This window comes from Neobacillus vireti, assembly GCF_001026695.1.
In the GTDB taxonomy this organism is placed as follows: Bacteria; Bacillota; Bacilli; order Bacillales; family Cytobacillaceae; genus Neobacillus; species Neobacillus vireti.
Genome location: NZ_LDNB01000012.1, coordinates 546,172 through 563,428, shown reverse-complemented (window position 1 = coordinate 563,428; position 17,257 = coordinate 546,172). Strand labels below are relative to the sequence as shown.

Sequence of the window (17,257 nt, the reverse complement as noted above, 5' to 3'; positions counted from 1 at the left end):
GGGGTCCTTTTTCGAGGAGCTCCCTTCCGATAAATGAAAGGGGATTATCATCATGAACGGAAATATTCATTCCATAGAAACATTAGGGACAGTCGACGGACCAGGGATTCGTTATATTGTTTTTACACAAGGCTGCCTTTTACGCTGCCAGTTTTGCCATAATGCAGATACCTGGGAAATCGGCTCGGGAAAGCAAATGTCCGTTTCCGAAATCATGAATGATTTGATGAGCTATCTCCCTTTCATTCAGGCTTCTAAAGGAGGAATCACGGTAAGCGGCGGTGAACCGTTATTGCAAATTCCTTTTCTGATTGAATTATTTAAAGAATGTAAACGAAAAGGGATTCATACAACCATTGATTCTTCAGGAGGCTGTTTCTCTCACTCTAAGCTTTTCATAGAGCAGCTTGAGGAACTATTGCAGTACACTGACCTAATCCTGCTTGATTTAAAACATATCAACCGTAAAAAGCATATCCAACTAACCGGAATGGCAAATGATCATATCCTTGAATTTGCAAAATTTTTATCAGATCGACATATACCAATTTGGGTCCGTCATGTATTGGTGCCAACTGTAAGCGATGATCCTGAAGACCTGCAAAAGCTCGGTGAATTCATTGGAACGCTGGAAAATGTCGAAAAGATTGAGATTCTCCCCTATCACAAACTTGGGGTCTATAAATGGGAAGCACTTGGTCTTGAATATCCATTAAAGGATATCGAGCCGCCAGCGGAAGATAAAGTGGAAATTGCTTATCACATGCTGACTGCACATTGGAATAAACCAATAATAGAAAAATAACGTTTTTTATGAACACCGCTTCCAAATGGAATCGGTGTTGTTGTTTATCGATGCCCATTTTACACTTATTAAAGTTTTCAAACACTGGTATTTTGCTATAGTTTAAATTGATTATTTAGCTATTCTCCTATATACTCATATCATTGGTTACACAAACGAGGTGATAATTTTTGTTTCAGTTACTTATCGATCATTCGGATATTAATACCCTGAATGCACTTTATATCAGTATTTACTTTGGTTTAATACTGAAATTTTTATTGGCATGGGGTGTGGAATATTCATTTATTGGCTCCCTATCAAATCCTGCGAACACAAAAATTATTCATCCATTGTTTTTTTATAAGAAAAAAAGCTGTTTAAATATCAGTTTTATTCTCATTAGAATTGTAAAATTTATACGCAAAAAAGAATATTCTCAAGATGATTCCGAAGAACCTATTTCCTTCCTTCTTACTTAACAATCTATCCACATTTTAGGAGGAAATATGAAAACAAAACGTTCTTCACTTATACTAATCACTCTTTTATCGTTAACAACCTTATTGCTTTCTGGATGCTCTTCACAAGATCCCAGCGGGACAAACGGAAATTTTTTCCACGATTTTCTTGTTCATCCGTTATGGATTTTCATTAGATCTGTTGCCGAATTATTTAATGGAAACTATGGGTTAGCTATTATCCTTGTGACAGTAATAATCAGACTCATCTTAATGCCATTAATGCTAAAACAGTATAAAAACCAAATGGGCATGAAAGAGAAAATGGATGTTCTAAAGCCTGAAATGGATGCTGTTCAAAAGAAAATGAAGACCGAAAAAGATCCAAAGAAAAAGCAAGAACTTCAAGCTGAAATGATGGGCTTGTATAAAAAGCATGGTGTAAATCCCTTAAATATGGGCTGTCTACCATTGCTGATTCAAATGCCAATTCTAACGGCCTTTTATTATGCGATTCGCGGATCTCAAGAGATTGCACACCATAAATTCTTATGGTTTAGCCTTGGACATCCTGATATAGCGATTACCATAATCGCCGGGATTATTTATTATTTTCAATTTAAGGTTTCACAATCTAATATGCCAACAGCACAGCAGCAGCAAATGAAGTACATGGGATTACTTTCTCCATTGATGATTGTCATGTTTTCATTTAGCGCTCCAGCGGCCCTGCCGCTTTATTGGGTAGTGGGTGGATTATTCTTAACTGTTCAAACACTGATAAGCAGAAAGCTTTATCAAACGAAAAAACCGGAAGTAATGCCGGTTAAGCAAAAATAAAGGGACAAAAAAGAAGCGCAATTTGAGCGCTTCTTTTTATTTTTTTCCATTTTGTTTGTAAGGATAGTTTGATTCAATTTTGGAATCCTAATGTTGTACCACTAAGACAAAAGGAGTGTTAAAACAACATGAAAAAAAGTTTATTCGTCATTTCAACCCTCATCTTTAGTCTTTACTTATCCGGTTGCGCACGGAATAATGTCAATGATAATGTTGCCCGCAACCGAAATGCAACAGAACCTACTAGGGTAAATTACACCAATCCTAATTACCCCGGCGGTCCTGCCATTACGGGTATTGATACAAGTGACACAGGGATTGATCGAAATATGAATCGTACCAATGTAAGAAATGTACGTAATGATAATCGAAATAATGTTGGGAACAATCAGTCAAAAATGAGAGTAGCTGATAAGGCTGCAGATAAGGTAGCGGATTTACCTGAAGTGGACCGAGCCAATGTTATCGTAACCGAAAATAACGCTTACGTTGCTGCTAAGTTGGACCGTTCATCTCGAAACGAATTGACATCAACTATTGAGGATAAAATTTCCCGTGCGGTTAAATCTGTCGATCGGGATATCGACAATGTTTATGTATCCGTTAATCCAGATTTCTATGATCGAATGAATACTTATTCAGGCGATATTCGAAATGGCAGACCAATCTCAGGTTTCTTTAACGATTTTACCGATACCATCCGCAGGGTGTTCCCTAACCAAAGATAATGGCTAATATTATTATTAAATGCCTGGCTGTTAAGCCAGGCATTTATTGGAGTTAAACTTCTTGGAAATATTCTTTGTAAAAGCCGCCGATTTTTCCGGTATTGTCGATAAGGTAATAAAACTCTTCTGTCTCATTTTTCACATCATAGTAATTCCCTGCCGTTAAGGTATTACTGACAAGATATTTTTTTGCATCTGTATGAACACATTTTACTTTCTTAATTGTTTCCCGATCACGCCAAGATAAATGAATCATTGCTGCCACCGTTCCTTTCGGTCATTGTCCAATTATTAGTATAATCAATTGGAGCAATGCAGTGCAACAATATCGTGTTCTTCGACTATTGAAATCATTTTATTTTTTGACACTGTTAACAGATTGTTCCCTAAGGAGGAATTTCTGGATTTTCCCCGATGCAGTCATTGGATAAGAATCAGTAAAATTTATGTAACGCGGAATTTTATGTTTGGAAATCTTCCCTTTACAATATTCCTGAATTTCTTCTACAGTGGCAGATTCCCCCTCTTTTAAAATAATCCAAGCCATTACCTCCTCCCCATAAACTTCATTTGGAACACCAACTACCTGGATATCAAGAATTTTTGGATAGGAATAGAGAAATTCTTCAATTTCACGCGGATAAATATTTTCCCCTCCCCTGATGATCATATCTTTTAGACGGCCGGTAATTTTGCAATAGCCATTTTCGGCCATTACAGCTAAATCGCCTGTATGGAGCCAGCCATCTTTATCGATGGCTTCCTTTGTGGCCTCAGGATTTTTATAATACCCCTTCATAACATGGTAACCTTTTGTACATAACTCTCCCTGTACGCCCCGAGCTACTTCCTTGCACGTCCCAGGCTCAACAATTTTCACTTCAACATTCGGAAGTGCCTTACCTACCGTTTCAACACGCAATTCAATCGGGTCATCAGTTCTTGTTTGTGTGATAACTGGTGATGATTCTGTTTGCCCGTATGCGATTGTTATTTCGGCAGCTCCCATCTGTTCGATAACTGCTTTCATCACCTCTATTGGACAATTCGATCCCGCCATAATTCCTGTCCTAAGCGTGGATAAATCATACTTTTCAAAATCAAGATCATTTAATTCGGCTATGAACATCGTAGGAACGCCGTGAAGCCCTGTACATTTTTCATCTTGAACGGTTTGTAAAACTCTTTTTGGATTGAATTCTTGAACCGGAACCATTGTGGCACCAACAGATACACAGGCCATAATTCCGAGAACACAGCCGAAGCAATGGAAAAACGGTACAGGTATACAAAGCCTGTCCTCTGTTTTCAGATCCATACAGCCAGCAATATTAAAACCATTATTGACGATATTGTTATGGGTGAGCATTACTCCTTTTGGGAACCCGGTTGTTCCTGAGGTGTACTGCATATTTATGACATCCTCCGGGTCGAGAGAAGACATTCGTTCATTTAATTCCTCATCTGTAACGGTTTCGCCAAGTTTTAAAATGTCATCCCAGCAATAGGTTCCAGGATATTTTTGTTCCCCAAGGACGATGACATTTTTTAAAAAGGGCAAACGGCTGCTTTTCAACTTACCAGGCTCAGCATCTTTTAATTCCGGTACAATCTCATTGAGCATCTCGATATAAGATGAATCTTTCCAGGTATCCATTAATATGATTGTGGTGGCATCTGATTGCTCCAACAAATATTCCAGTTCAGCTGTGCGATAATTCGTGTTCACGGTCACAAGGACTGCCCCCATCTTCGCGGTCGCAAATTGGGTGATTAGCCATTCTGGCGTATTTGTCGACCAAGCTGCAAGATGTTCTCCTTTATCAATTCCTAATTTGATAAGACCTTTTGCGGTCCTGCGGCAAACATCATCAAATTCGCGATATGTAAGGCGTAAATTGCGGTCTGAATAAATCACAGCTTCATGATATGGATGCAAATCTGCCTTTTTTTCTAATAATTCACCAATCGTAACATTCAATAAAGTCGACAAACTTTTCTCCCCCTAGTCCTTTTAAAATAAAACGCTGTCAAAATTATGTTACCATATTTATATGAATATTCAATATTTTTAAAATATAATTACACTTTGTGGAAAATGTGTGAATCTTTTTTTTATTGTTAAATAGGGGTTCTCAAAAACAAAGAAAACCATTACAATAGTTAAAACTGAATATTCAATCCATTTTCCAAGGAGGGCATTCGCAAATTGAAAATTATGAGTAACGAGCAGTTGGTTGTTTCGTATCGGGATGCATTAAAAACTGGAAAGGAAAAGGAATGGATAAAGATATTAAAAGATGAAATCAGGCGCCGCGGTTTAGGGCCGATCAAGATCCGTTAGTCATTCATACATGGAAAAACCGCTGAATAGAGTTTCAGCGGTTTTTTTAAAGCTTAGATCGTTTTATCCCTCAAGAAGTAAATTCTCCGGATCCTCCAGCAATTCTTTTATTTTACTAAGGAAACTGACGGCCTCTTTCCCATCTACAATTCGATGGTCATAGGAAAGAGCCACATACATCATTGGACGATTTTCCATTTTCTCTTTATCAATCGCCACTGGGCGAAGTTGAATTTTGTGCATTCCAAGGATTCCGACCTGCGGGCCATTAAGGATAGGAGTAGATAGTAAAGATCCAAACACTCCGCCATTTGTAATCGTGAACGTTCCGCCTTGTAAATCCTTTAATGCTAATTTATTTGTCCTTGCCTTTTCGGCAAGCTCCATAATATCCATTTCAATTTCAGCAAAAGATTTACGGTCAGCATCCCTAACAACAGGGACGACAAGTCCTTCCTCAGCCGCTACAGCAATCCCAATGTCATAAAACTTTTTAACCAGCAGTTGGTCTTCCTGAATTTCAGCATTAATATAAGGGAATTTCTTTAAGGCGGCTACGACCGCTTTCGTGAAAAAGGACATAAAACCGAGCCGGACATCATGCTCTTCGAAGAATTTATCTTTTCTTCGTTTCCTCAAGTCCATTACTGCAGTCATATCAATTTCATTAAATGTCGTCAGCATCGCAGCCGTTTGCTGAACCTCTACCAGCCGTTTCGCAATGGTTTGCCTGCGTCTTGACATCCGTTCATAGATGATTGGTTTTTCACTATCTAGGACGCCTTCTCCTTTTGGATCCGCCTTCGGCACACCCTGATTGTTTTGATTAGGATTCGGCTGATAAGAACTTACATCCTGTTTTCTTATTCTTCCTAGTGGATCCGCTGTCCTAATTTCATTTAAATCAAGCCCCTTCTCCCTTGCAAGCCGTCGTGCCGCCGGAGAAGCGATTGGAGGCAAAGCTTTATTTTCTTTATTTTCCACCGGCGGATTCTTAGAAATGGCATCGGTACCAGCACTTTCTGGCGAAGTTTCCATATTTTCATTTTTAATTGATTCGGCTTGTTTAGTTTCTGGAGCAGTCCGAGCACTTTCATCTACAGTGGCAATTGCCTCCCCCACTTTGACTGTATCGCCTTCAGTAAATTTCTGTTCAGTAAGAATACCGGAAAAGTCTGAGATAATTTCTACATTTACTTTATCGGTTTCCAGTTCTACTAGATAATCACCTTGCTCAACATGTTCCCCGACATCCTTTAACCATTTCGCAATCGTTCCTTCTGAAATCGATTCTGCTAATTCAGGCACTACTATATCAGCCATAATTAATTACCCCCTTCTTCAACTTCAACCCTCGTTAATGCTAATTGAAGAATTTTTGATTGAGTTAGTTTATGAACATTTGGATCACCTTCAGCAGGGCTTGATCGCCGGCGTCGTCCAATATAATCAACATTTATACCATTGGAAACTATTTCACGTATGCGTGGTTCAACAAAATTCCAAGCGCCCATATTCTTAGGTTCTTCCTGAACCCAAAGCACCTCTTTCAGATTGTTAAATTTAGAAAATATTGTCGTTAATTCCTCTGTCGGGAACGGATAAATTTCTTCCAGTCTAATAACCTGAAGCCATTCAAACCCATTAGCCTCTTTCAGTTGTTCTGCGATATCAATTGCAATTTTTCCAGAACAAAGAACAACCCTCTCTACCTTTGCATCTTCCCTGGAAAAGGTGAAATGTTCAATCACCGGCCTGAATTCTCCCTCACTTAGATCACTTGCAGAGGAAGATACAAGTGGATTTCGTAAAAGGCTTTTTGGCGCCATAATCACAAGCGGTCGTATCTCCTCCTTCGTAAGCATCGCGGCTTGACGCCTGAGGAGATGAAAGTATTGGGCTGCACTAGTCAGGTTTACAACCGTCCAGTTTTTTTCAGCTGCTGATTGTAAAAATCTCTCCAGCCTAGCGCTAGAATGTTCTGGACCTTGTCCTTCGTAACCATGAGGCAGAAGCAGGACAATCCCGGATTTTTGTCCCCATTTGGCTCTGCCGGCAGCAATAAATTGATCAAACATAACCTGTGCCGCATTAGCAAAATCACCATATTGCGCTTCCCAAATGACTAATGTTTCCGGAGAAAAGACATGATATCCATAGTCGAATCCAACTACTGCTGCTTCTGTTAATGGACTATTATAGACCGCAAACGATGCCTTAGCATCCGAAAAATGATGCAAGGGCACGAAGGTTTCTCCCGTTTTGCTATCATGAAGGACAAGATTTCTTTGTGCAAATGTACCACGTTCGCTGTCCTGACCTGATATCCGAATCGGGGTGCCATCTGCTAATATCGTTGCAAAGGCAAGCGTCTCGGCTAATGCCCAATCAATTTTCCCTGTTTCATCAAGTGCAGCGGTCCGTCTTTGCAAAATTTTTTCAAGCTTATTAAATACATTAAAATCTTTTGGCCATTGAAGTAATTCGCTGTTTATTCTTTTTAATATTTCTAAAGGAACCTTGGTTGATATTAATGCCTGTTTCTTATTGAAACTAGGAGGTTCCGGAATCTTTAACTCTTCCTCTTCCTTTTTCTTTAGCATTGTAACTTTACTATTGGCTGCTTCTAGTTTTTGAAGGACCTTGTTATGAATATCCGTAAGCTGTTCCTCAGTGACAATTCCCTCTTGTTTCAAGCTTGAGGAATATATCTCTTTTACCGTTGGATGCTTGTGAATAAGCGTATACATTTGCGGGCTCGTTGTCATCGGTTCATCCATTTCATTATGGCCAAATCTACGATAGCCCACTAAGTCAATGAGAAAATCCTTATGAAAAACGGACCGATATTCTCCCGCTAACATGGCGGCAGCAATACATGCCTCTGGATCGTCGGCATTTACATGAAGAATAGGAATCTCATATCCTTTTGCAAGATCACTTGCATAACGAGTTGAACGGGCATCCTTAGATTCCGTCGTAAAGCCAATCGTGTTATTAGCAATAATATGGATAGTCCCACCCGTACGGTAACCGTTAAGCCTGCTTAAGTTTAACGTCTCAGCGACGATGCCCTCGCCTGGGAATGCCGCATCTCCATGGATTAATATCGACAGTGCTGATTTTAAATTTTCAATAGGATAGCCAGGTTTCTTCCGATCATCCTGTGCAGCACGCGAAAATCCTTCAACCACTGCTCCCACAAATTCAAGGTGGCTGGGATTATTAGCAAGGGTTACCTTAACCCTTCCTGAATGGTCAGCGGTGAGCTGGCGATTCAATCCCAAGTGATACTTTACATCTCCTGTCCAGCCAAAGTTAATTCCAATCGACCCCTCCGATGGGACAAGTTCTTTATTGGGTGCATGCTGAAATTCTGCAAAAATCATTTCATACGGTTTTCCTAGTACATGTGCCAAAACATTCAATCTGCCTCTGTGTGCCATCGCGATGTTTATATATTCCGCACCATTCAGAACGCCCCCCGAAATAATTTCATCAATGAGTGGAACCATTATATCTAGTCCCTCAATCGAAAATCGCTTTTGGCCAACAAAGGTTTTATGAAGATACTTTTCAAACTCTTCCACTTCAAATAGTCTCTTTAAAATTGTAAGCTTTTTGTCCCTTGATAAAGGTAATTGAAATTGCCTACCTTCAATTCTCTCTAACAACCAATTTTTCTCCTTCGCATCATGGACATGGTCAAATTCATAGGCAATTGATTTTGTATAGACTTCCTTTAAAGAGTTATAGGCTTCCAGTGCTGTTCGCTGAGCTGACAGCCCCTTCCTAGCAAAAATCGCAGCAGGCAGCTGCTTTAAGTCCTCCTCACTTAGTCCATACCCTTCAAACTCAAGATGACTTATATCAGGTTTATGATTTTCTAACGGATAAATATTTGCAGCAAGATGCCCATAGGTACGAATATTTTCAGCAAGCTTTGTTGCTGCGATTATTTTTTCGTACTGGACAGGACTTGTTTCTAAATCAGCTGGAACCTTCGGAGCCAACGTGGAAAAATCAGCCTCATTCATCCCCTCAAAGAATAAACCTATTTCATGTTCAACTGAAGATGGATCCTGTTTATACCTTTCAAATTGATCAATCAAATAGCCAAGATTTGGACCAAAAAAATCTTCTAATAGCACTTTTTTATCTGCTTTAGGCCCGGTCATTCATCAATCCCTCCTTAGTACATATGTATCTTCACAACACCTTTACTACTATCATTTCATAATTATGTAATGAATATTGTTTAGTGTGTGTTAATTAGGAACAAAAAAATGTTTAATAAACAATTAATTTTCCAATCTAAGCACCACTTTAAATGTATACCCCAAAACAAAAAAAACACACGCTTTCAATACGTGTGCTTCCATAAATTATTAATCTTTGCCATCATTAATTTAGTGCTTTAGGAACTGCCTCGCCCGCTAACTCTTCTAATTTAGCTTCAATTTTTTGGGCTGCATCAAGCGGGTTATCAGCAAAAATATCAATAAAATCTTCTTCGTACTCCTGTCTGGCATGATCGTAACGCGGGTCATAATAGGATTCAAGTAAAATTTTAATCATGACAGGATAATTCCGGTCAGTGAGTGCTTCTTTAAGATCTTTCCTAACCTCCGCATCTTTTATACGTTTCAATACCTTTTCTATTCCCACGGAGATTTTATCGTAATACCATGGTTCCTGTTCATAAGGTATAACGTATTCAGAAACAAGATGCCTTACCCGTTGTTCAAGTGGCGTATGGATATAGAGATTTGTACCTTTAAACTTACTATTCATTAATTCCTCAGACTGAACGGCCTTGCCAATCCGTTTACTTTCAGCTTCGACAAGAAAATATTCTGAGCCTTGAATGTCCTGAAGTCCTTTAAATAAAAGGGAATCAAATGTTTTTTGGTTGTGACCTTCGCTAAGTCCAATCGTTCCAAAAATAGATCCCCGATGGCCGGCCATTTCCTCAAGGTCTAGGATTGGATAGCCCTTCTTTTTCAATTGCTTTAACACCTCAGTCTTACCAACACCGGTCAACCCATGGAGAACGATTGCTTTGTTTGGAAGCATCGTTGGTAATTGCTCGAGGATATAGTTCCGGTATGCTTTATAACCACCGATTAAACGCCATGCGTAAATTCCGGAAAATTCCAAAAAGGTTATCACCGCTTTACTGCGCATTCCTCCGCGCCAACAATGAACAACAAGCTCCCCACCTGATTGATAGGCTTTTATTGTCCTCATTAATTCGGGGATTTTGGGTGAGACAAGCTCCATTGCACGCCATTTTGCTGCTGCTTGACCTTGCTGCTTATATATCGTTCCGATTTCTTGACGTTCATCATTTGAAAAGATCGGAATATTAATTGCTCCCGGAATTGCACCATCCTTAAATTCAATGGGAGAGCGTATATCAATGATTATTGGTTCCTTTATTGTAAAAAGTTCATCAACAGTTATTTCCTTCATATTAAACTACGCTCCTTGAATGACTATATACACATTATATAGGAGATACCGATAGCCTTCAAGGAGTTGGAACCCTCCCTCCCCATGGATGGGAGGAGACTGTTACTTTATACTATCTTTACTCCCTGCTTGAATACCGCCATTAATTTTTCCATTTCATGGAGATTATTCCTGTCAAATAATTCGACGATTTTACTGCCGACTACAACACCATCACAATTTTTGGTCAATTCTTTTATTTGCTCTTCGTTGGAAATTCCGAATCCTGCTAAAACTGGAATTGGACTTAGCTTTTTTACGGCTTTCAAAAATTCATTTAAGTCATTGTCGAACAAATTTCTCGTTCCCGTTATCCCTTTTACGGTAACCGCGTATAAAAAACCTTTTCCTCTGCCAGCAATCTCAGTTATTCTTTCAAGTGGCGATGCAGGTGTCACAAGGCGGATTAATTCCACTTGCGCATCAGCAAGCTGGGGTGCAATAATATCCTCTTCTTCAAGCGGCAGATCTGGAATAATACAACCGTCCACCCCGACTGTTTGAATATCCTGGGCGAAGGCATCAATCCCGTAAGCATAAATGGGATTAAGATAGGTCATCATGATAATTGGGATCGTAACGACCTCACGTGCTTTTGCTAGTTCAGTTATTATACCTTTTAATGTTGTTTTATTTTTTAGCGCCCTAATCCCCGCACTTTGAATGGTTGGCCCGTCAGCAACCGGATCCGAAAATGGAACTCCGACTTCAATGGCTGCCGCTCCGAACTTCTCAAGGAGCACCAATCGTTCTACTAAACATTCTAAACCGCCATCCCCTGCCATCATGTAGGGAACAAAGGCTTTTCCATTATATTCGTTTAGTAATTTAAATGATTGTTCGAATCGGTTCATTTTCCTTCTCCCCCTTTTAACCTTGCCTTTACTGTCTCAACATCTTTATCACCGCGCCCTGACAAGCAAACAACGATATTTTGAGATTCCTTCATTTCAGATGCCAGTTTCACGGCAAAAGCGATGGCATGCGCACTTTCAAGCGCAGGGATTATTCCTTCCAGCTTGGATAACAGCTGAAAGGCCTCAAGTGCTTCTTCATCCGTAATCGAAAAGTATTTGGCTCTGCCGACTTCCTTTAAATGGCTATGTTCAGGACCGACCCCAGGATAATCTAGACCGGCTGAAATCGAATGAGCTTCTTGAATTTGCCCATCGTCATTTTGGAGCAAATACATTAATGCGCCATGTAAAACGCCTGGTTTCCCTTTTGTCAGCGAAGCAGCATGATATTCCGTATCCACGCCCTGCCCGGCAGCCTCTATCCCATATAAACTGACTTCCTCATCCTCTATAAATGGATAGAATATTCCCATTGCATTGCTTCCGCCGCCGATACAAGCCACGACTGCGTCTGGAAGGCTGCTATTGCGGAGTTTAAATTGTTCTTTGGTTTCCTTGCCAATTACACTTTGAAAATCCCTAACCATTGTCGGGAATGGATGTGGACCCATAACAGACCCCAATAAATAGTGAGTATCATCCACATTAGCGACCCAGTACCTGAGCGCTTCGTTAACCGCATCCTTTAGAGTCGCACTACCAGAGGTAACACTGACAACCTTTGCACCGAGCAATTCCATCCGGAAAACATTAAGGGCTTGGCGTTTGATGTCTTCCTCGCCCATAAAAATGATGCATTCGAGGTTTAAAAGCGCACAAACAGTTGCAGTGGCAACCCCATGCTGGCCGGCTCCAGTTTCGGCAACAATCTTTTTTTTCCCCATTCGAACTGCCAATAGCGCTTGCCCAATTGCATTGTTGATTTTATGGGCACCTGTATGGTTTAAATCTTCCCTTTTAAGGTATATATTTGCTCCCCCGGCATGCCTGCTAAGATTTTCAGCAAAATATAACGGCGTTTCTCTGCCGACATATTCTTTTAATAATCGATCGATTTCAGCTTGAAAGCTTGCGTCCTTTTTAGCGTTGTCATAGGCCTGCTCTAATTCCAAGACGGCCTTCATCAATGTTTCAGGAACCAACCTTCCGCCAAAAATTCCAAAATGGCCTTTTTCATTTGGTAATGTATAAGTTATCATTCCTTGCTCCTCCACTTCTAAATGGCTCCCTTTGCCTTTTTGATAAATTCTTTAATCTTCCTAAAATCCTTAACTCCTTCGGTTTCGACTCCTGAACTTACATCCACCATACAAGGTCTAATTGTCTTTATCGCCGCTTCGATATTACCAACATGTAATCCCCCTGCAAGGATTACTTTTTTTCCATCGATTATGGTTGGGTTCACTTCACTCCAAGCAAACGCCGTCCCGTTACCGCCTCTGTATTTTCCTTTTGGACCATCAAGGAGCAGATACTCACATGGATATTGAAAATAACCAGCTAACTCTTCGTTACTATGAAAGCTAATCGCTTTTATTACTGGTAATGATAAAGACGAACTGAAAACCTCTGTTTCGTCACCGTGTAATTGGATATGAGTCAGACCGGCAATTGCAGCAATCCTTTCGATTTCGTCTTTTGTTTCGTTAACAAAGACGCCTACCTTGATGACTTCCTTAGGTAACTGTGAAATAATTTCTCCGGCTATTTCCGGTAATATCTTGCGTTTACTTTCCGCAAACACAAACCCGAGAGCGTCGGCTCCGTAATCTAATGCAACTCTTGCTGTATTAACATCCATTATTCCACAAATCTTCACCCTCATTGTCTTATCTCCTCACTAATCGGCATACGAAAATCGCTAAAAGTTTGTTTTACGTCTAGGCTTCTCATTAAGGCTTCACCGACTAAAATCCCGTTTGCCCCGGCATTTCTGACTCGTTTAACATCCTCCTGAACATGAACGCCGCTTTCACTTATCAAATAAGCTCCAGAATTCTTTACAAGGGCAGCCAATTTTTCTGTGACTTCCAGTGACACTTCAAAGGTTTTCAAGTCGCGATTATTAATGCCAATCAGCTCCGCACCCATTTTGATTGCCCTTTCTAACTCGTTTTGATTATGGACTTCCACCAATATTTCCAATCCCAATTCCTTTGCATATTGGTACAGGTCAATTAATCTTTCGTCCTCTAACGCTGCAACGATTAACAGAATCAAATCAGCACCATGTATAGCAGCCTGATCGATTTGAATGCGATCAATAATAAAGTCTTTGCAAAGAATCGGCAGTTCTACAGCCTCACGGACCGTCTTTAAATCTGCAAAAGATCCTTTAAAAAAAGTTTGATCTGTTAAGACAGATATCGCACTCGCACCTAACTTTTCGTAAGCTGCCGCTTGCTCAGCTGGATTGACATTGTTATTGATGATTCCTTTTGACGGTGATGCCCGTTTGAACTCGGCAATAATCGCTAATTCCTCGGCTTTTCGCAGCTTTTTTATAAAAGAACGTCTTTCAGAGTGTTGTTTCGGGATGAACTTCTTGTTCTCACGATGAATATTAATTTCCTGCTTTTTTTGTTCAATAATTTTCTCAAGTATCGTTCCCACTTAGATTGCCTCCCTTTGCACCGCTTGGGATTTTTCAATTAAAGCCGTAAGCTTTTCATATGCTGCCCCTGAATCAATGATGTCCTTAGCTATTTGAATCCCCTCATTAATCGTGTCTGCCTTACCTGCAGTGAAAATTCCGATCCCTGCATTGAGTAATACTGTGTCCCGATGAGCGCCACTTTTCCCTTTCAAAACGTTAACCAATATTTCTGCGTTATCCTTCGCATCGCCGCCCTTAATACAGCTATTTTCATACTGCGGCAAGCCTGCCTCTTCGGGATAGAAGGAATGATTGGTAATCGTTCCATTTTCCAAAATGGTAAGATGGTTTTCGCCCTGCAGTGATGCTTCATCCATAAAGCCTGCACCATTGATGATTGTTGCCCGCTTACGTCCCAATTGTTTTAACACCTCAGCAAACACATGGATTAAATCCCTACGATAAACCCCAAGTAGCTGGTAATCTAATTCCATTGGGTTTGTCAGCGGTCCGATAAAATTAAAAATAGTAGGTATTTTAAGTTGTTTACGAACGGTCATCACCTTTTTAAGTTTTGGATGAACATGTGGTGCAAATAGAAAGGCGATCCCGATATCTTCGAGAATTTCTTCCGTACATTCAGCTGGTAAATTTAGATTTATCCCCAAATGTTCAAGGACATCAGCACTTCCCGTTTTACTAGAGATACTTCGATTTCCATGCTTGGAAACTGGAACTCCAGCCCCTGCAATGACAAAGGCGGATGTTGTGCTGACATTAAAACTTGATGAACCATCTCCCCCCGTCCCGCAATTATCAAGAACATTCGGGAAATTCTTCATAAATGGGAGTGTATTTGCTTTCAGTGCCCGCACAATACCAACAATTTCGTCGACTGTTTCCCCTTTTGATTTCAAGCCCATTAAAAAGGCGGCTATTTCCGACTCAGAAACTTCTTCCCCCAAAATAAAATCAATCGCATCCTTCATTTGATTTTCAGAAAATGACTTTTGCTCAGCTAACTGGAGTAAATAATTCTTCATCTGCTTCCTTCCTTTCTATCGCTTGTAAAAAATTTTTAAGTATTTGTTTTCCTGACGGAGTCCCAATCGATTCAGGATGGAACTGAAGACCAAAAATGGGATATTGATTATGCTGAATGGCCATTACTTCTTGGTCGTCAATTGAATGAGCGATACATTCAAGCTCTACAGGCATGGTGCTTTTTTCAATTGCCAATGAATGATACCGCATGACCTCTAATGGTGATATTAAATCATCAAATAGTTTGCTGTCCTTATGAAGGATGAAGGAGGTTTTGCCATGCTTTATATTCTGGGCACTTCTAATTTCGGAGCCAAAGGCAGCACCAATCGCCTGATGGCCAAGACAAATTCCTAAAATCGGAAATTTCCGGTAAAAGGTCCGAATCAATTCTATGCATATTCCCGCATCCTCGGGTTTTCCTGGCCCCGGCGACAGGATGATTGCTCTTGGGTTCAAATTTTTGATATCATCCATCGTTATCTGATTGTTGCGGTATACTACAACCTTTTCCCCCAATTCTCCTAAGTACTGATACAGGTTAAATGTAAAAGAATCAAAGTTATCTATTAATAAAATCATCCTTGGGACCCTCCAAAAAGCTTTTTAACTTGCTTACGGTTTCCTCATACTCTGACTCGGGATTGGAGTCAAAAACAATTCCCGCTCCCGCTTGAATATAGGCTATGCCTTCTTTCAGTATCATTGTTCTAATTGCTAGGGCAAAATCCATATTTCCGTTTACCGATAAGTAACCAATTGCCCCAGAATAAAGTCCGCGTTTTGACTTTTCTAAGGAATTAATAATTTCCATTGCTCGCACCTTTGGGGCACCCGAAACGGTACCGGCAGGAAGGCAGGCAGCAAGTGCATCAATCGCTGTTTTATCAGGCTGAAGACGGCCGCTGATTTCTGAGACAAGATGGATGACGTGGCGGAACTTTTCGACTGCCATGTAGCGCTCAACCTGTACGGAGCCAAATTCACTTACCTTGCCAAGGTCGTTCCTGCCAAGATCAACCAGCATTTTATGTTCGGCAAGCTCTTTCTCGTCCTGTAATAATTCCTTTTCAAGCTGTAAATCTTCCTCGGCTTTTTTCCCTCTTCTTTTTGTACCGGCGATTGGATTTGCGATTACAGTTCTCCCCCTTGTTTTAATTAAACTTTCAGGCGATGAACCGATAACGGTATAGGAATCAAAATCTATATAAAACATATATGGTGTGGGATTATAAGACCGATGCTTTCGATAAAGCGATAAGGTGGAGCCTTGGAATTCTGACTTCATTCTCCTAGAAAGCACCACCTGGAAAATATCACCTGCTACTATATACTCCTTTGCAGCTGTAACATTTTGAACAAACGCCTCTTTTGTCGTATCTGAGCTAAACCCTGCCAGCGAAAAGGGCTCCTCTTCAGGAAAATCGTACGGCCGTTTCAGTTCCGCCACCCTTTGGTTTACTTTGTTATCAACACTTTCTAGATTACTTTCGTTTGAAAGCGGAATTCCAAAAATCAATACCTTTTCCTCAAGATGGTCATAAACAATGATTTCCTCATAAAACATTAGGTGGACATCAGGCATATTTAATCCGTTAGGGTACTCTTCCCCGATGATTTCGTACTGTCTGATGATGTCATAGCCTGCATACCCAACCGCTCCGCCAATAAAGGGAATTAGTATTTCGTCGCTCTCAATTAACGGCAAAAGGTTTTTTACTATCTCCAAAGGATTTCCTTTTAAAGTCTTTTTTTCGCCATTCCGATTGATAATTTCGTTATCATCTCCATACGAAATTAGTTCAAATGCCGGGTCTGCTCCAATAAAGGAATAGCGGCCAGAATCATTAAATTTATGAGAACTTTCCAATAAAAACTTCTTTTTCCCTTTGATTTTTTGCAAAATAGAGATTGGCGTATGGATATCTCCACGAATTTCTTTTCTTATAAAGCCAGTTTTAACAGACATTTGATAACTCCTTTCAAAAAATAAAAAAAAATCGTCCTCTATATGCATAACAAGCGTTATGCATATAGAGGACGATTCTATTGTCGTGGTGCCACCTCTGTTTGAAGCAAAAATTAATTG

Annotated in this window: 16 protein-coding genes and 1 other annotated feature (1 of these 17 cut by a window edge); of the genes, 4 read left to right on the top strand and 12 right to left on the bottom strand. The window is 40.1% G+C overall.

The genetic code is table 11. From position 1 onward, the window contains the following. Positions 1–52 precede the first annotated feature (52 nt). From pflA to AA980_RS15850, 3 genes are all read left to right on the top strand, one after another. Entirely contained in the window at positions 53–805 is a 753-nt protein-coding gene (gene pflA / locus AA980_RS15865) for a pyruvate formate-lyase-activating protein (protein ID WP_024029300.1), read from the top strand. A gap of 488 nt (positions 806–1,293) precedes the next feature. Beyond that, on the top strand, positions 1,294–2,085 hold the full coding sequence (gene yidC, locus AA980_RS15855) for a membrane protein insertase YidC (protein ID WP_024029298.1): 792 nt from the start codon (positions 1,294–1,296) through the stop codon (positions 2,083–2,085). A 128-nt stretch (positions 2,086–2,213) separates the two neighbouring features. After that, a complete protein-coding gene (locus tag AA980_RS15850; protein WP_024029297.1) occupies positions 2,214–2,813 on the top strand; it encodes a YhcN/YlaJ family sporulation lipoprotein in 600 nt (199 codons plus the stop codon). 52 nt (positions 2,814–2,865) lie between these two features. Here the strand turns inward: AA980_RS15850 and AA980_RS15845 are convergent, their stop codons facing one another. Then, a complete protein-coding gene (locus tag AA980_RS15845; RefSeq protein WP_024029296.1) occupies positions 2,866–3,069 on the bottom strand; it encodes a DUF6501 family protein in 204 nt (67 codons plus the stop codon). A gap of 99 nt (positions 3,070–3,168) precedes the next feature. Continuing rightward, on the bottom strand, positions 3,169–4,806 hold the full coding sequence (locus AA980_RS15840; RefSeq protein WP_024029295.1) for an AMP-binding protein: 1,638 nt from the start codon (positions 4,804–4,806) through the stop codon (positions 3,169–3,171). 225 nt (positions 4,807–5,031) lie between these two features. Between AA980_RS15840 and sda the strand changes: the two genes are divergently transcribed. Then, positions 5,032–5,157: a sporulation histidine kinase inhibitor Sda gene (sda, locus tag AA980_RS15835; protein ID WP_407937465.1), complete on the top strand. Its 126-nt coding sequence runs from the start codon at positions 5,032–5,034 to the stop codon at positions 5,155–5,157. Positions 5,158–5,220: 63 nt separating this feature from the next. Here the strand turns inward: sda and odhB are convergent, their stop codons facing one another. From odhB to trpE, 10 genes are all read right to left on the bottom strand, one after another. Beyond that, entirely contained in the window at positions 5,221–6,480 is a 1,260-nt protein-coding gene (odhB, locus tag AA980_RS15830) for a 2-oxoglutarate dehydrogenase complex dihydrolipoyllysine-residue succinyltransferase (RefSeq protein WP_024029294.1), read from the bottom strand. Between the two features lie 2 nt (positions 6,481–6,482). Beyond that, positions 6,483–9,335: a 2-oxoglutarate dehydrogenase E1 component gene (locus AA980_RS15825; protein WP_024029293.1), complete on the bottom strand. Its 2,853-nt coding sequence runs from the start codon at positions 9,333–9,335 to the stop codon at positions 6,483–6,485. A 226-nt stretch (positions 9,336–9,561) separates the two neighbouring features. Continuing rightward, positions 9,562–10,632 carry a tRNA 2-selenouridine(34) synthase MnmH gene (gene mnmH, locus AA980_RS15820; protein WP_024029292.1) on the bottom strand — a complete coding sequence of 357 codons (1,071 nt, stop codon included), beginning with the start codon at positions 10,630–10,632 and terminating at the stop codon, positions 9,562–9,564. A 107-nt stretch (positions 10,633–10,739) separates the two neighbouring features. Next, positions 10,740–11,525 (bottom strand): tryptophan synthase subunit alpha, encoded by a 786-nt coding sequence (trpA, locus tag AA980_RS15815; RefSeq protein WP_024029291.1) that lies wholly within the window; start codon positions 11,523–11,525, stop codon positions 10,740–10,742. Continuing rightward, positions 11,522–12,727 carry a tryptophan synthase subunit beta gene (gene trpB, locus AA980_RS15810; RefSeq protein WP_082195753.1) on the bottom strand — a complete coding sequence of 402 codons (1,206 nt, stop codon included), beginning with the start codon at positions 12,725–12,727 and terminating at the stop codon, positions 11,522–11,524. The genes trpA and trpB overlap by 4 nt, the downstream gene beginning before the upstream one ends. Before the next feature lie 17 nt (positions 12,728–12,744). Next, positions 12,745–13,353 carry a phosphoribosylanthranilate isomerase gene (locus AA980_RS15805; protein ID WP_024029289.1) on the bottom strand — a complete coding sequence of 203 codons (609 nt, stop codon included), beginning with the start codon at positions 13,351–13,353 and terminating at the stop codon, positions 12,745–12,747. Further along, positions 13,350–14,141 (bottom strand): indole-3-glycerol phosphate synthase TrpC, encoded by a 792-nt coding sequence (gene trpC / locus AA980_RS15800; protein WP_024029288.1) that lies wholly within the window; start codon positions 14,139–14,141, stop codon positions 13,350–13,352. Before trpC ends, AA980_RS15805 begins: the two co-directional genes overlap by 4 nt. Beyond that, positions 14,142–15,167, bottom strand: coding sequence for an anthranilate phosphoribosyltransferase (trpD, locus tag AA980_RS15795; protein WP_024029287.1), 1,026 nt, complete (start codon positions 15,165–15,167; stop codon positions 14,142–14,144). Next, complete coding sequence (locus AA980_RS15790) at positions 15,139–15,750, bottom strand: anthranilate synthase component II (RefSeq protein ID WP_024029286.1); 612 nt, start codon at positions 15,748–15,750, stop codon at positions 15,139–15,141. Before AA980_RS15790 ends, trpD begins: the two co-directional genes overlap by 29 nt. Beyond that, complete coding sequence (trpE, locus tag AA980_RS15785) at positions 15,731–17,137, bottom strand: anthranilate synthase component I (RefSeq protein WP_024029285.1); 1,407 nt, start codon at positions 17,135–17,137, stop codon at positions 15,731–15,733. Before trpE ends, AA980_RS15790 begins: the two co-directional genes overlap by 20 nt. A gap of 64 nt (positions 17,138–17,201) precedes the next feature. Beyond that, positions 17,202–17,257 (bottom strand) — a binding site (T-box leader) (it continues 193 nt past the right edge of the window).

Excerpts from the sequence above, each read along its gene's own strand:
- AA980_RS15805 (WP_024029289.1), bottom strand. The coding sequence starts at position 13,353 with ATGAGGGTGAAGATTTGTGGAATAATGGATGTTAATACAGCAAGAGTT.
- mnmH (WP_024029292.1), bottom strand. The coding sequence starts at position 10,632 with ATGAAGGAAATAACTGTTGATGAACTTTTTACAATAAAGGAACCAATA.
- trpD (WP_024029287.1), bottom strand. The coding sequence starts at position 15,167 with ATGAAGAATTATTTACTCCAGTTAGCTGAGCAAAAGTCATTTTCTGAA.
- sda (WP_407937465.1), top strand. The coding sequence starts at position 5,032 with ATGAGTAACGAGCAGTTGGTTGTTTCGTATCGGGATGCATTAAAAACT.
- AA980_RS15790 (WP_024029286.1), bottom strand. The coding sequence starts at position 15,750 with ATGATTTTATTAATAGATAACTTTGATTCTTTTACATTTAACCTGTAT.
- trpA (WP_024029291.1), bottom strand. The coding sequence starts at position 11,525 with ATGAACCGATTCGAACAATCATTTAAATTACTAAACGAATATAATGGA.
- yidC (WP_024029298.1), top strand. The coding sequence starts at position 1,294 with ATGAAAACAAAACGTTCTTCACTTATACTAATCACTCTTTTATCGTTA.
- AA980_RS15850 (WP_024029297.1), top strand. The coding sequence starts at position 2,214 with ATGAAAAAAAGTTTATTCGTCATTTCAACCCTCATCTTTAGTCTTTAC.
- trpB (WP_082195753.1), bottom strand. The coding sequence starts at position 12,727 with ATGATAACTTATACATTACCAAATGAAAAAGGCCATTTTGGAATTTTT.
- AA980_RS15825 (WP_024029293.1), bottom strand. The coding sequence starts at position 9,335 with ATGACCGGGCCTAAAGCAGATAAAAAAGTGCTATTAGAAGATTTTTTT.
- trpE (WP_024029285.1), bottom strand. The coding sequence starts at position 17,137 with ATGTCTGTTAAAACTGGCTTTATAAGAAAAGAAATTCGTGGAGATATC.
- odhB (WP_024029294.1), bottom strand. The coding sequence starts at position 6,480 with ATGGCTGATATAGTAGTGCCTGAATTAGCAGAATCGATTTCAGAAGGA.
- AA980_RS15845 (WP_024029296.1), bottom strand. The coding sequence starts at position 3,069 with ATGATTCATTTATCTTGGCGTGATCGGGAAACAATTAAGAAAGTAAAA.
- pflA (WP_024029300.1), top strand. The coding sequence starts at position 53 with ATGAACGGAAATATTCATTCCATAGAAACATTAGGGACAGTCGACGGA.